Origin of the sequence: Nonomuraea sp. B1E8, assembly GCF_039871515.1 — a bacterium.
In the GTDB taxonomy this organism is placed as follows: Bacteria; Actinomycetota; Actinomycetes; order Streptosporangiales; family Streptosporangiaceae; genus Nonomuraea.
Genome location: NZ_JBDPLS010000004.1, coordinates 456,845 through 470,508 on the forward strand (window position 1 = coordinate 456,845; position 13,664 = coordinate 470,508).

11 protein-coding genes are annotated in these 13,664 nt (G+C 74.2%); 8 read left to right on the forward strand and 3 right to left on the reverse strand.

Annotated elements, in window-relative coordinates; all coding sequences use genetic code 11:
• The first annotated feature begins 160 nt into the window (after window positions 1-160).
• The 7 genes from ABGA98_RS17025 to ABGA98_RS17055 all read left to right on the forward strand — a co-directional run bounded on the left by ABGA98_RS17025 (window position 161) and on the right by ABGA98_RS17055 (window position 10,237).
• Window positions 161-2,029: a S9 family peptidase gene (locus ABGA98_RS17025; protein WP_347619272.1), complete on the forward strand. Its 1,869-nt coding sequence runs from the start codon at window positions 161-163 to the stop codon at window positions 2,027-2,029.
• On the forward strand, window positions 1,993-3,321 hold the full coding sequence (locus ABGA98_RS17030; protein WP_347619273.1) for a serine hydrolase domain-containing protein: 1,329 nt from the start codon (window positions 1,993-1,995) through the stop codon (window positions 3,319-3,321). Before ABGA98_RS17025 ends, ABGA98_RS17030 begins: the two co-directional genes overlap by 37 nt.
• 95 nt (window positions 3,322-3,416) lie before the next feature.
• Entirely contained in the window at window positions 3,417-5,015 is a 1,599-nt protein-coding gene (locus ABGA98_RS17035; protein WP_347619274.1) for a helix-turn-helix domain-containing protein, read from the forward strand.
• A gap of 97 nt (window positions 5,016-5,112) precedes the next feature.
• Window positions 5,113-6,720 carry an ABC transporter substrate-binding protein gene (locus ABGA98_RS17040; protein ID WP_347619275.1) on the forward strand — a complete coding sequence of 536 codons (1,608 nt, stop codon included), beginning with the start codon at window positions 5,113-5,115 and terminating at the stop codon, window positions 6,718-6,720.
• Window positions 6,721-7,758, forward strand: a complete 1,038-nt coding sequence (locus tag ABGA98_RS17045; RefSeq protein ID WP_347619276.1) for an ABC transporter permease — start codon at window positions 6,721-6,723, stop codon at window positions 7,756-7,758. It abuts the gene before it with no gap.
• On the forward strand, window positions 7,758-9,563 hold the full coding sequence (locus ABGA98_RS17050) for a dipeptide/oligopeptide/nickel ABC transporter permease/ATP-binding protein (protein ID WP_347619277.1): 1,806 nt from the start codon (window positions 7,758-7,760) through the stop codon (window positions 9,561-9,563). The genes ABGA98_RS17045 and ABGA98_RS17050 overlap by 1 nt, the downstream gene beginning before the upstream one ends.
• A complete protein-coding gene (locus ABGA98_RS17055) occupies window positions 9,560-10,237 on the forward strand; it encodes an ATP-binding cassette domain-containing protein (protein WP_347619278.1) in 678 nt (225 codons plus the stop codon). The genes ABGA98_RS17050 and ABGA98_RS17055 overlap by 4 nt, the downstream gene beginning before the upstream one ends.
• On the opposite strand, the gene menC is transcribed toward ABGA98_RS17055, so the two are convergent.
• The gene (gene menC, locus ABGA98_RS17060; RefSeq protein WP_347619279.1) at window positions 10,227-11,327 is read right to left on the reverse strand and encodes an o-succinylbenzoate synthase; all 1,101 of its coding nucleotides are present in this window, start codon (window positions 11,325-11,327) and stop codon (window positions 10,227-10,229) included. The two genes, ABGA98_RS17055 and menC, sit on opposite strands and share 11 nt — an antisense overlap.
• Window positions 11,324-12,109 (reverse strand): GNAT family N-acetyltransferase, encoded by a 786-nt coding sequence (locus ABGA98_RS17065; RefSeq protein ID WP_347619280.1) that lies wholly within the window; start codon window positions 12,107-12,109, stop codon window positions 11,324-11,326. The genes menC and ABGA98_RS17065 overlap by 4 nt, the downstream gene beginning before the upstream one ends.
• Before the next feature lie 229 nt (window positions 12,110-12,338).
• Between ABGA98_RS17065 and ABGA98_RS17070 the strand changes: the two genes are divergently transcribed.
• Window positions 12,339-12,743: a hypothetical protein gene (locus ABGA98_RS17070; protein ID WP_347619281.1), complete on the forward strand. Its 405-nt coding sequence runs from the start codon at window positions 12,339-12,341 to the stop codon at window positions 12,741-12,743.
• Here ABGA98_RS17070 and ABGA98_RS17075 read toward each other — a convergent pair.
• Window positions 12,632-13,609, reverse strand: coding sequence for a M24 family metallopeptidase (locus tag ABGA98_RS17075; RefSeq protein WP_347619282.1), 978 nt, complete (start codon window positions 13,607-13,609; stop codon window positions 12,632-12,634). The genes ABGA98_RS17070 and ABGA98_RS17075 overlap by 112 nt on opposite strands.
• Window positions 13,610-13,664: the final 55 nt, after the last annotated feature.

Consider the following 13,664-nt stretch of genomic DNA (forward strand, 5'->3'; position numbering starts at 1 on the left):
CAGGGGTCAGTATGCCGGGCGAACCCCGGCCCGGCCGTCGTGGACCGCCGCCGGGCTCACGGGCGGGCGGCCCTCTGCTTGGGGCGCGGGCACAACGGAACCCCCGCCGTTCGTCGGATAGTCCGAAGAAGGGGGAATGGTGCTGCTCTACGGTTCGGATATGGCGCGTCTCACCCTGGATGATCTCTACCGCTTCGCCGTCCCCTCCGATCCCTGCCTGCGCCCCGACGGCGGCGCGGTCGCGTACACGCTGACCACCGCCGACCGGGACGCCGACGAGAACCGTACGGAGATCTGGCTCGCCGCCCCCGGCGCCGCGCCGCGCAGGCTGGCCGGCGGGAGCGCGGCCCGGTGGTCGCCGGACGGGCGGACGCTGGCGTTCCTGCGGCCCGTGGACGGCAGGCCGCAGATCCACCTGCTCCCCATGGACGGCGGCGAGCCGGCCCCGCTCACCTCGGCGGCGCTGGGAGCGGGGGCGCCGCGATGGTCGCCGGACGGCACCCGCATCGCGTTCAGCGCCCCGGTGGGGCCCGGCGGGCAGGCCCCCGACCCGGACGCGCCCGTGGTGACCGACCGGCTGGAGTACAAGGCGGACGGCACGGGACTGCTGCGCGGGATGAGCGCCCACCTGTTCGTGGTGGAGGTGGCGAGCGGGGAGACGGCCCAGGTCACCGAGGGCGACTTCTTCGCGGGGGAGCCGTCGTGGAGCCCCGACGGGACGCGGCTGGCGTTCGTCGCGGACATGGAGGCCGACCGCGACCTGGAGGCAGGCGGCGCCGTCCACACCGTGGCGCCCGGCGAGAAGCCGCGGCGGCTGACCGGTCCCGAGCTCATCTGCACCGGCGTGTGGTGGCCGGGCGAGCGGCTGGTCGTCACCGGCGTGAGGGGCGGCCCGGTCGGGCACGTACGGCTCTTCACGCTCAGCCCCGGCGGTGTGCCCGAGGAGGTGGAGACGGGGCTGGACCGCAACGTCATGACCGGCGCCCCCGGCTACCCCGGCGCGGCCCCCGCGCCGCTCACCGATGACGGCGACGACCTGATGTTCTGCGTGCGCGACCGCGGCTGCTCCCACCTCTACCGCGCCACCGGCGAGCGGCTGGTGCCCGAGGAGGCGAGCGTGTCGGGGGCGAGCGTGGCGGCCGGCCGGATCGCGTACGTGGCCGCCACCCCGCACAGCGCCGGCGACGTCTACCTCGGCCGGCCGGGAGAGACCCCGGAGCGGCTCACCGGCCACGCGCTCGACGGCGTCGAACTGTTCACTCCGGCCCGCCGCACGTTCACCGCCCCCGACGGCACCCTCGTCGAGGGTTTCGTGCTCCGGGACGAGAACGCCGCCACCCCCGGCCCGCTCCTGCTCGACGTGCACGGCGGCCCGCACAACGCCTGGGCGCCCGTGCTCGACGGCTTCCACCTCTACCACCAGGCCCTCGCGGCCAGGGGCTGGACGGTGCTCGCGCTCAACCCGCGCGCCAGCGACGGCTACGGTGAGGACTTCTACACCGCGGCCGTCGGCGCGTGGGGGCTGGCCGACGCCCAGGACTTCCTCGCCGCCGTCGACGCTCTGATCGAGGAGAACGTCGCCGACCCCGACCGGCTGGCCGTCACCGGCTACAGCTACGGCGGCTACATGACGTGCTGGCTGACGGGCCACACCGGCCGCTTCAAGGCCGCGATCCCGGGCGGGTGCGTGAGCGACCTGACCAGCCTGGCCGGCACCTCGGACCTGGGGTATGTGATGAAGGTGCACGAATGGGCCGGTGACCTCGCGGCCCAGTCGCCGATCACGTACGTGTCCGAGGTCGGCACGCCCACGCTCCTCCTGCACGGCGAGAGCGACGACCGCTGCCCGGTCGGCCAGTCGGAGCAGTGGTTCGCCGCGCTGCGCGAGCGGCGCGTGCCCGTCCGGCTGGTGCGCTACCCCGGCGCCAGTCACCTGTTCATCCTGAACGGCCGGCCCTCACACCGGTACGACTACAACGAAAGGATCATCACGTGGCTGGAGCAATGGGTCAGCGGCTCCCCGAGCTGATCGCCCAGTACGAGGTGCCCGGCGCGGCGCTGGCGTACCTGCACGAGGGAGAGCTGCACGAGTTCGCCGCGGGCACCCTCAACGCCGCCACCGGCGTCGAGGCGACCCCGGACGCGCTCTACCAGATCGGCTCGGTCACCAAGGTGTGGACCGCCACCCTGCTCATGCGGCTGATCGAGCGCGGCCGCCTGACGCTGGACACCGCCGTGGCGGAGGTGCTGCCGGAGTTCAAGGTCGCCGACGCCGAAGTCACCAAGGCCGTCACCATCAGGCACCTGCTCTCCCACACCAGCGGCATCGACGGCGACCTGTTCCTCGACACCGGCCGCGGTGACGACTGCGTCGAGAAGTACGTCGAGGCGTGCGCCGACCTGGCCCAGAACCACCCGCTCGGCGTCACCCAGTCCTACTGCAACTCCGGGTTCATCGTCGCGGGCCGCGTCGTGGAGCGCCTGACCGGCGACCGCTGGGACGACGCGCTCAGGAAGGAGATCGTCGAGCCGCTCGGCCTCACCCACACCTGCACCCTGCCCGAGGACGTGCTGCGCTTCCGCGCCGCGATGGGCCACGTGGACGGCGGCGCCCCGGCTCCGGCGTGGGGGCTCATGCGCTCGGCCGGCCCGGCCGGGCTCATCTGCGCCCGCCCCGCCGACGTGGTCGCCTTCGCCGGCGCCCACCTGCGCACGGCCGCCGAGGGCGGGCTGCTCGACGACCCGCGGGCCATGTGGGAGCCGCAGATCGACATCCCCAACCCGCACACCCTCGGCAAGCAGTGGGGCATCGGCTGGATCCTGGACGAGTGGGACGGGCAGCTCGTCATCTCCCACGGCGGCAACACCATCGGCCAGCACGCCATGCTCTGGGCCGTGCCCGGCACCGGCACCATCGCGTGCGTCACCGCCAACGGCGGCCACTCGGGCTCCTTCACCCGCGCCGTGGCCGCGGAGCTGTTCGCCGAGCTCGACGGCCTCGCCATGCCCCGGCAGCCGGAGCCGCCCGAGCAGGACGCGGACGTGGACGCCTCCCGCCACACCGGCGTCTACGAGCGGGTGGGCGCCCGCATCACGGTGTCGTCGCGCGACGGGAGGCCCTGGCTGCGGTACGAGGCCACGGGAGCGCTGGCCGCCCTGCAGAAGGAGCCGGAGGAGTGCGAGCTGGTGCCCGTGGACGACGTCACGTTCGTCTGCCGGATGGCCGGCTCGCCCGACTGGACGTCCGTCGTGTTCTACGAGCTGCCCGACGGCTCCCCGTACGTGCACATGGGCGCCCGCGCCACCCCGAAGACCGGCTGAGGGGGCGGCGTGGACCTGCGGGACAGGCCGGGCGAGGCGGCCCGCGCGCACGGCGTGCCCGGGTGAACTCCGTTTTCGTGGATTATCGTGATCGGATGAGGAATCGTCCGCGGGCCAGTCTCGGGCGCATCCTCCACGATCTCGGCACCACGTTGCTCGACGTCGCCGCGTCACCCGGTGACCTCGACACCGAGGTCACCGGCGTGCACATCTACGACCCGCTCGACGAGCTGATCGTCCCGCCCGGCGGGATCCTGCTGGCCGTCGGCGTCCAGCGCGCGGACGACATCTGCGCCCTGATCGAGCGGGCCGGGCAGGCCGCCGGCGTCGTCGTCAAGCTGCCCGTCGACGTGGACGAGCGGGTGCGGGCCGTGGTGCTGGAGACCGGCGTGGCCGTGCTCGGGCTCACCAGGGCGGCCTCCTGGTCGCAGGTGGCCGCCCTGCTGCGCTCGCTGCTGGCCGAGGGCGACCTGGCCGAGCCGGGGGAGGGGCCGCCGGACGACCTGTTCTCCCTGGCCAACGCCGTCTGCGCGCTGCTGGACGCGCCCGTCACGATCGAGGACAGGTCGTCGCGGGTGCTCGCCTACTCCGGCCGCCAGGAGGAGGCCGACCAGGGCCGCGTCGAGACCGTGCTCGGCCGCCAGGTCCCCGACCGCTACCTGCGCATGCTCGACGAACGCGGCTTCTTCAAGCAGCTCTACCAGAGCCGCGAGCCCGTCTACATGGAGCTCGACGACGAGAACGTCATCAACCGGGTCGCCGTCGCGGTCCGCACCGGCGACGAGATCCTCGGCTCCATCTGGGTGGCCGTGCACGAGCCGCTCAGCGAGCAGCGGCAGCGCGCGCTCGCCGACGCCGCCAAGATCGTGGCGCTGCGGCTGCTGCGCGAGCGGGCCGGGGCCGACACCCGGCGGAGGCTCCGCGCCGACCTGCTGTCCACCGTGCTGGCCGGCGGCACCGACGCGGCCGAGGCGGCCGAGCGGCTCGGCATCGCCACCACCCGCCTGTGCGTGCTGGCCGCCCAGCCGACCGGCGACTCCGCCGCCGACCCGGCGCGCGGCGAGAGCGATCGGCAGCGCTTCTGCGACGCGCTCGCGCTGCACGTCGGCGCCATCCATCCCAAGGCCGCCGCCGCGCTCGTCGGCTCCGTCGCGTACGCGGTGCTGCCCCTGCAGCCGGGCGGGCCCGACAGCAGCGGGGAGGAGGCGCGGGCCGTGCGCGTGGCCGAGAGCTTCCTGGCCAGGGTCGGGCCCCGGCACGCCGCCAACATCGGCGCGGGCCGCCTGGCGCTCAACCTGGCGCAGGTCGCCAGGTCGCGCGCGGACGCCGACCGCGCGCTGCGCGTGCTGCGCGCCCGCGGCGCCACCGGCCAGGTCGCCGGGTACACCTCCGTGCACTTCGAGTCGCTGCTGCTCCAGGTCGCCGACGTGGCGGCCGCGGAGGAGCAGACGCCCACCGGCCCCTACCAGCGGCTGCTCGACCACGACGCGGAGCACGGCACCGAGCTGACCGCCACGCTGCGGGCGTACCTGGACGCGTTCGGCGACGTCAACGCCGCCAGCGCCCGGGTCCACGTGCACGCCAACACCTTCCGCTACCGGCTCAAGCGTCTCGTCGAGATCAGCGGCCTCGACCTGTCGGACCCCGACGCCCGGCTCACGGTGATGTTGCAGATGCGGATCTTCGGCCGCTAGCACGAGGCCGCCCGGCTTTTTCGTCACCCGGCACGAAGCACCGGGCCCGGCGAGGGGCGAAGGTGGTGCACACCCCCCACGCTCGACGGGAGTCCCCATGAGAAAACCGGCAGCTGCGGCTCTCACCTCGCTCGCCCTGCTCGCGGCCGCCTGCGGAAGCACCGGCGGCGACGGCGCCGGTGACGGTGCCAGTGATGGTGCCGGTGCCGGCGCGCCGGTCAGGGACGGCACGTTCACCTACGCCATCTCGGCCGACCCCGGCGGCCTGGACCCCGCCATGGGCGTGCTCTCGATCACGAACACCACGCTCTCGCTCGCGTACGACACGCTCGTCACCGCCTCCGACGACGGCGAGATCGTGCCCAGGCTGGCCGAGAAGTGGGAGGTCGAGCCCGACAACGCCACCTTCACCCTGCGCAAGGGCGTCACCTGCTCGGACGGCTCCCCGCTGACCGCCTCCGACGTCGCCGACAGCGTCAACCACATCACCGACCCCGCCACGAAGTCGCCCATCTACGGCGTGCTGGTGCCCACCGGGATGAAGGCCACCGCAGACGACGCGGCGGGCACGGTGACGTTGTCCATGCCGGAGCCGTTCAGCTTCATCCTGGAGAGCGCCCGGTCGTTGTTCATCGTGTGCGGCAAGGGCGTCGACGACCGCTCGCTGCTGGCCCGCGGGACCTCCGGCTCCGGCCCGTACCGGCTGACCGAGGCGGTGCCCAGCGACCACTACACGTTCAAGGTACGCAGGGAGTACGCCTGGGGCCCGGGTGGCGCGACCGCCGCCGACCTGCCCGAGACCGTCGTGCTCAAGGTCGTGCCGAACGAGCAGACCGCCGCCAACCTGCTCGTCTCCGGCACCATCAACGGCGCGACCGTCTACGGCCCCGACCGGGCCCGCCTGGAGGCCACGCCGGGCGTGGTCAAGAAGGTCGTCCCCTTCACCAACGGCCAGTACTTCTACCACCAGGGCGACGACAGGCCCGCGCACGACCCGGACGTGCGCAGGGCGCTCACCCAGGCCGTCAACCTCAAGGAGCTGGCCGGCATCGCCTCCAGCGGCACCGGCAGGCCGGCCACGGGGCTCGTCATGGAGCCGCGCCCCTGCAAGGGCGACTCGGTCACCGGGCACGTCCCCGCCCACGACGCCGCGGCCGCCGCGGCCGCCCTGGACGCGGCCGGCTGGAAGGCGGGGCCCGACGGGGTGCGGGTCAAGGACGGCAAGCGGCTGACGCTGCGGGTGATGTACGCCACCACGCGCGGGGCCGGGGTGCAGGCCGCGGTCGAGTATCTCGGCCAGGCCTGGCGCAGGGCAGGGGTCGAGGTGAAGCTGAACGGCATCATCGACGCCAAGCTGTCGGAGTCGCTCAACGCCACCCAGGACTGGGACGTCGTCTGGCTCCCGATCGGGGTCACCCTGCCCTCCCAGCTCATCGGCTTCCTGTCCGGCCCGGCCGCGCCCAAGGGGGCGAACTTCGCCCACCTGGACAACAAGCGCTACGAGTCGCTCATCGCCGAGGCCGGGCAGCTGCCGTCGGCCGAGGGCTGCGAGCAGTGGCTCGAGGCGGAGTCCGCCCTGTTCGAGGCCGCCGACCTGGTGCCGGTGGTGGAGAACACGGTGCTGCACGCGGCCAAGGGGGCGACGTACGACATGCAGGCGGGAGAGTTCGTGCCCACCTCGATCAGGCTCACCCAGGGAGGCTGAGTGCGCGACACCAGCGGTCCCGAGACGCCCGGGACCGTCACCGACCCGAAGCCCTCCCCACCTCGACCCCGGGCGGGCCGGCGGGCGGCGCGGCGCAGGGCGCGGGTCGCGGTGCGGCGGGCGGTGCGGTTCGCCGTGTCGCTGGCCGTGCTGCTGGCCGCCTCCTTCGCGATGATCCACCTCATCCCCGGCGACCCCGTGCGCACGGCGCTCGGGCCGACCGCGCCGGTGGAGCTGGTGGAGGCGCGCAGGGCGGCGCTCGGCCTGGACCGCCCGCTCCCGGAGCAGTTCGTGACCTACGTGACCAACGTCTTGTCCGGAAATTTCGGGACTTCGTTCATCACCAGCGAGCCTGTCGGCGAGGTCATCGCCGCCCGGCTGCCCAACACCCTCGCCCTCGCCCTCCTCGCCACCCTCATCGCCCTGCTGGCGGGCGTCCCGCTCGGCATGGGGGCGGCCGTCCGCACCCAGAACGGCCGCAACCGCGGCTCCGAGCTGACCTTCGGCTCCGTCACCGGCACCGCCGTGGCCGTCCCCGAGTTCCTGTACGCGATCGGCCTCGTGTCCGCCTTCGCCATCGGCCTCGGCTGGTTCCCGCCCGCGGGCAAGGCCGGGCCCGTCACGTACGTGCTGCCCGTGCTGGCCCTCGCGGCCGGCCCGGTCGCCATGATCGCCCGCATCGCCCGCGTGGAGACCCTGCGCGAGCTGGGCAAGGACTACGTGCGCCTGGCCAGGGCCAAACGCCTGCCCGCGCGCCGGCTGCACCTGCGGCACGTGCTGCCCAACACGCTCACCGCGACCCTGACCGTGTGCGGGCTGCTGCTGACCTCGCTCATCGCCGGGAGCGTGCTCGTCGAGTACGTCTTCGCCTGGCCGGGGCTCGGGCTGAAGATCGTCGAGTCGATCACGCAGAAGGACTACCCGGTCGCCCAGGGCGTGATCCTCGTCTACGGCGCGATCGTGCTGGTCGTGAACCTGGCCGTCGACCTCCTGCTCGGCGCCCTCGACCCCACCTCTGAGATCAGGGAGCAGTCCTGATGTCCGTCCGATGGAGCGGCCCCGCCGTGGCCGGAGCCGTGATCGTCGTGCTCATGGCGGCGCTCGCCGTCGCCGGCCCGATCGTCTGGGGCGAGGCCGCCGAGCGCATCGACGCCGGCGCCATCCTCCAGGGCGCCTCGGCCGAGCACCCGCTCGGCACCGACAACCTCGGCCGCGACCTGCTGGCCAGGGTGCTGGTCGCGGGCCGGTTCTCGCTGGCGCTGGCGCTGGCCGCCACCCTCATCGGCGCCGTCGCCGGCATCCTGCTCGGCACGCTCCCGTCCGTGCTCCCCCAACGCGCGGCCCGGCTGGCCACCGGCACGGTCAACGCTCTGGTGGCCTTTCCCGGGCTCCTGCTGGCCATGTTCACCGCGGTCGTCGCCGGCCTCGGCGCGCGCGGCGCGGTGCTCGGCATCGGCGCGGCCATCGCGCCGGGCTTCGCCCGGCTCACCCAGACGCTGGCCGCCACGGTCGCCGGCGCCGACTACGTCTCCGCCGCCCGCATGCTCGGCGTGCCCCGCCGCCGCATCCTCGCCCGGCACGTGCTGCCCAACATCGCCGAGCCGCTCATCCTCAACCTCACCCAGGCGCTCGGCGGCGCCCTGCTCGGCCTGGCCGGCATGTCGTTCCTGGGGATCGGCGTGCAACCACCGTCGTACGACTGGGGCCGGCTGCTGTTCGACGGGTTCTCGCGGATCTACGTGACGCCCGAGGTCGCGCTCGGCCCCGCGGCCGCCGTCGCGCTCGCCGGCATCGGCTTCAACCTGCTGGGGGACGCCCTGGCCAGGGCGGCCGCGCGCACGACCGTACGCAGGGCGGAGGAGCCGCCGGCGCCGCCGCCCGAGCCCGGCGAGCCGGACCCCGGCGCCGTGCTGGACGTGCGGGACCTGACGGTCACCTTCCCCGGCGGCTCGACCCCCGTGCGGAGCCTGTCGCTGACCGTCGCGCCCGGCGAGGTCGTCGGGCTCGTCGGCGAGTCCGGCAGCGGCAAGAGCATGACCGCGGCCGCCGTCGGCGGGCTCGTCCCCTACCCGGGGAAGGTCACCTGCGGCCGGCTGCACCTGGGCGGCAAGGACGTCGCCACGCTGTCGGACAAGGAGCTCGGCACCGCGCTCGCCATGGTCTTCCAGGACCCGCTCGCCGCGCTCAACCCCGCGCTCAAGGTCGGCGGCCAGCTCGCCGAGGTCGCCGTCGTGCACGAGGGCGCGAGCCGCGCCGAGGCCCGCCGCCGCGCCGTCGACCGGCTCGGCCAGGTGCACCTGCCCGAGCCGGAACGGCGCGCCGCCCAGCACCCGCACGAGCTGTCCGGCGGCATGCGGCAGCGCGCCGTGATCGCCATGGGCCTGATGGGCACGCCCCGCCTGATCATCGCCGACGAGCCCACGACCGCTCTCGACGTGACCGTCCAGCGGCAGATCCTGCGGCTGCTGCGCGAGGTCGTGGAGGAGACCGGCGCGGCCACGCTGTTCATCTCGCACGACATCGCCGTCGTGGGCCAGCTGTGCGACCGCGTCGTCGTCATGTACGCCGGCCGCGTCGTCGAGGAACTGCCCGCCGACCGGCTCGCCGAGGGCGCCGCCCACCCCTACACCAGGGCGCTGATCGCCTCCCTGCCCGACCTGGACACCGACAGGAGCAAGCCGCTGGCCGGCATTCCCGGCACCCAGCCCGCGCCCGACCAGGTCGGCCCCGGCTGCGCCTTCGCCCCCCGCTGCTCCCTGGCCACCGAGCGGTGCGCCACGCAGCGCCCGGAACTCGTCGCGCACGGCCCCCGCCGGCGGGTCGCCTGCTGGGAGGTCTCATGATCATCAAGAACCTGACCGTGCGCTTCGGCGCCTTCACCGCCGTCGACGACGTCACGCTGGAGATCCCCGACGGCCGCGTCGTCGGGCTCGTCGGCGAGTCGGGATCCGGCAAGTCGTCGCTGGCCAGGGCCGTCTGCGGGCTCGTGCCGTACACGGGGACCATCGAGGGCGCCCGCCGCGTGCAGATGGTGTTCCAGGACCCGTACGCGTCGCTGAACCCCCGCATGACCGTCGGCGACACGGTCGCGGAGGGCATCAGGGGCCGCGACCGCGACAGCGAGGTGAAGCGGCTGCTCGACCTCGTGCGGTTGCCCGCGGAGGTGGCCGGTCGCTATCCCCGCGAGCTGTCCGGCGGGCAGCGGCAGCGCGTCGCGATCGCCCGCGCGCTCGGCGGCGACCCCGGCCTGCTCGTCGCCGACGAGATCACCAGCTCGCTCGACGTGTCGGTGCAGGGCGCGGTGCTCAACCTCGTCCGGGGGCTCCGCGACGAGCTGGGCCTGCCGATGTTGTTCATCTCGCACAACCTGGCCGTGGTCAGGTACGTCGCCGACGTGGTCGCCGTCATGCACCAGGGCAGGCTGGTCGAGACGGGCCCCGCCGAGCAGGTCGTCGGCGAGCCCGCGCACGACTACACGCGCGCCCTCCTGGCCGCGGTGCCCCGCCTCAGAGGGTGATCCACTCCGTGGCCGTGGTCACCTCGTCGAGCACGGCCGGGATCGGCTCGACGCCGAGACCCGGCCCGGCCGGCACCTCGAGGTGCCCGTCCGCCAGCTCGAACGGTTCGGTGATGTCAGTCGCGTAGTAGCGGCGCGACCCCGAGGTGTCGCCCGGCAGGGTGAACCCGGGCAGCGCCGCCAGCGCCACGTTCGCCGCCCGGCCGAGCCCGGTCTCCAGCATGCCGCCGCACCACACCGCCACGCCGTTGGCCCGGCAGAGGTCGTGGATGCGCCGCGCCTCCAGGTAGCCGCCGATCCGGCCCGGCTTGACGTTGATGATCGAGCACGAGCCGAGCGCGATCGCCGCCGCGGCGTGCTCGGCCGACTCGATCGACTCGTCCAGGCAGATCGGCGTCGCGAGCTGCTCGGCCAGCCTGGCGTGCTGCACCAGGTCGTCGTTGGCCAGTGGCTGCTCGATCAGCAGCAGGTCGAACGCGTCGAGCCGGGCCAGCCGCCGGGCGTCGGTCAGGGAGTAGGCGGCGTTCGCGTCGACTTGGAGCAGCACGTCGTCGCCGAACCGCGCGCGCACCGCCCCGACCGGCTCGACGTCCCAGCCGGGCTCGATCTTCAGCTTGATGCGGACGTACCCCTCGTCCAGGTAGCCCGCCACCGCGTCGAGGAGCTGCGGGATCGAGTCCATGATGCCGACCGACACCCCGCACGGCACCCGGGTGCGCGACGCGCCGAGGAACCGGCCGAACGACTCGCCCGCCGCCCTCAGCTGCGCGTCCAGCACCGCCGTCTCCACGGCGGCCTTGGCCATGCGGTGACCCTTGACCGGCTCCAGGGCGCGGGCCACGCCCTGCGCGTCGACGTTCGGCGGCAACGCGGGCAGCAGGAAACGGCGGATCACCTCGGCCGCGCCGTCGACGTACTCGGAGGAGTAGAGCGGCTCCGACATCGCCACGCACTCGCCCCAGCCCTCGGCGTCCGGCGTCACGACCCTGACCAGCAGGACGTCGCGGGACGTCTCGGTGCCGAACGAGGTGCGGAACGGCGCCACCAGCGGCATCGCGATCCGGCGCAGCTCAACTCCAGTGATCTTCACGTTTGCTCCACCACGTAGTAGGTCTTACCGCAGAACCCCGTGACCGTGCGGCCCTCCGCCATCAGGCCACCCAGCACCTCGCGCACGGCGAGGCGCCACGCCTTGGCCGTTCCCGGGTCGCTGCCGCGCAACCCCTCGATGTCGGCGGGAACGGCGACCAGCACGGCGCCCGCCCCCGCCGGCCCCTGCACCGGCCCCTGCACCGGCCGGCCGCCGTCGTCGGCCAGCGCGACCACCGCCCCCTCCGGCGCCCCCTCCGGCGCCGCGTTCTCGCCGGGCTCGCGCCGGGTCAGCGCCTCCACGTGCGGCGCGGTCAGCGGCCACACCGCGAGCAGCCGGTCCGACTCGTCGCCCTGGTTGATCGCGTCGCCCATGACGCCGTAGAAGCGCGGAAGGTACTCCTGGGGCCGCGCCCCCAGCTTCGCCAGGTTGAAGTGGGCGTTGCGGCGCACGAGCGGATCGTAGGTCCACGTGATGCGCTCGATCCCGCGCCCCAGGGCCCAGCGGCGCTGGTGCAGCTTCAGCTCGAACCCGGCGCCGCGCCGCGTCGTGCCGGTGACGTGCGAGTGCAGCGCGCCGCCCGCCGCGAGGAACCCGACCGAGCCGCCCACCAGCCGGTCGCCCTCGAAGGCGCCGGCGACGTAGCCGCCCGCGTGCGACAGCGCCCGCATCAGCTCCATCGTGATGGGCGGGTCGCCGGGCCCGAAGTGCCAGATGTCCTCGAACAGGTCGTTGACCCGCTCGAACTCCGCCATCTCGTGGAGCTCCCTGACCTCGATCAACCTGCCGCTCCTCCTCGTGGACGCGTTCACTGGCGACGGTATGCCATGGTGCGCCCGCCGGGATTCGTGCCCGGCCACCAAGAGAACGGCGGTCCTTCGTCGAGCTGCCCTAGCGGGCGCGCGCGAGCCCGCCTGTATCGTCGTACTCAAACTCGCCCGCACCTCGCGCCCGGCCGGACGGGCCGCCGGGGACCCGGCCCTCACGTCGTCACGGTCTAGAGTTTCCCGGGTGGAAGAGGAGTTCACCCGGGTGCTCGGCGGCGCCGACGCCGTCATGGAGCCGCTCACCCACAACCCGAAGAACGGTGTCACCGGCGGCATCTGGCGGGTCCGCAGGGGCTCGCGCTCGGCCGTCCTCAAGGTGCTGACCCGGCGGAAGGACGCCCCGGACGGGTGGCGGCACTCCGACGACCCGCGCCACTGGAACTACTGGCGCAGGGAGGCCGACGTCTACGCCGGCGGCCTGCCAGAGCTGTGGGCGGGCGCCGGTCTGCGCGGACCGTGTGTGAGGTGCGGGCGGTCTCACCGGTCCAGAACGGTCAGGGAGTGCGGGCTCGTGCCCAGCGCCAGCGGCCCGCCGTCCGTGCAGGCCACCACGTCCGCCACCCGTGCCCCGAACAGGTCGGGCACGTAGATGGCCGGCTCCAGGCAGAACGTCATCCCCGCCGCCAGCACGGCGTCCTCGCCCGGCCGCGGCCCCTCGTCGTGCCCGAGCCCGATGCCCCGCCCGGCGTGCGCCGCCGCGAACCGCCCGTACCCGCTGCCGTCGATCACCTCGCCGACCGCCCTGGACACCGCTGCCACCGGGACGCCGGGACGCATCACCGACAGGCCCGCCCGGTGCGCGGCGGCCACCACCGAGTACATCGCCTCGAAGTCCTCCGGCGGCTCCGCCACCGCGAACACCCTGGCGACCTCCGCGCAGTAGCCGTCCCACCGCCCGCACACCGAGACCAGCAGCGCGTCGCCCGGGTTGATGACCCGCTCGCCCGGCGCGTGCGCGGGCCGCGCGGTGTGCTCGCCCGCCGCCACCCGCAGCGACAGCACCTCCTCGCAGCCCGACTCCACCAGCAGCGACCGCAGCCGGCGGGCCATCGCCCGCTCGCCCGCCCCGAACCAGGCCAGCTCCCGCGCCTGCCCCAGCACCTCCTCCGCGGCCGCCACCGCGCGCGCGACGGCCTCGATCTCGTACGGCTCCTTACGCAGCCGCAGCGGCGCCAGCACGGCGGAGGCGGGCACCAGTTCGGCCTCGACGGCGAGCCCGAACAGCTCGCGCACCCGCATCTCCGGGTCCACGCCGACTCGCCGCGCCCCCTCCGGCACCAGCCGGGCGGGCTCGGCGGTCTCGGCGACGGCGTCGCGGGTCACCACCAGGTACGGCCCCTCCCCGCCGCCGAGGAACCGGAAGTCCGGTGACGGCCGCAACACCAGGGCATCCACCCCGGCGCCGGCCATGGCCTCCCGCACGGCCACCATCCGCCCGCTCATCCGCCCGCTCATCAGCTGGCCTCCTCCACCTCCGCCCGGACAGCCGACCCGCCGCCCGACCCGCCGT

What these genes read in the sequence shown, in the direction of transcription:
- ABGA98_RS17035 (WP_347619274.1), top strand. Translation starts at nt 3,417, where the DNA reads ATGAGGAATCGTCCGCGGGCCAGTCTCGGGCGCATCCTCCACGATCTC.
- ABGA98_RS17075 (WP_347619282.1), bottom strand. Translation starts at nt 13,609, where the DNA reads ATGAGCGGGCGGATGAGCGGGCGGATGGTGGCCGTGCGGGAGGCCATG.
- ABGA98_RS17055 (WP_347619278.1), top strand. Translation starts at nt 9,560, where the DNA reads ATGATCATCAAGAACCTGACCGTGCGCTTCGGCGCCTTCACCGCCGTC.
- ABGA98_RS17025 (WP_347619272.1), top strand. Translation starts at nt 161, where the DNA reads ATGGCGCGTCTCACCCTGGATGATCTCTACCGCTTCGCCGTCCCCTCC.
- ABGA98_RS17040 (WP_347619275.1), top strand. Translation starts at nt 5,113, where the DNA reads ATGAGAAAACCGGCAGCTGCGGCTCTCACCTCGCTCGCCCTGCTCGCG.
- ABGA98_RS17050 (WP_347619277.1), top strand. Translation starts at nt 7,758, where the DNA reads ATGTCCGTCCGATGGAGCGGCCCCGCCGTGGCCGGAGCCGTGATCGTC.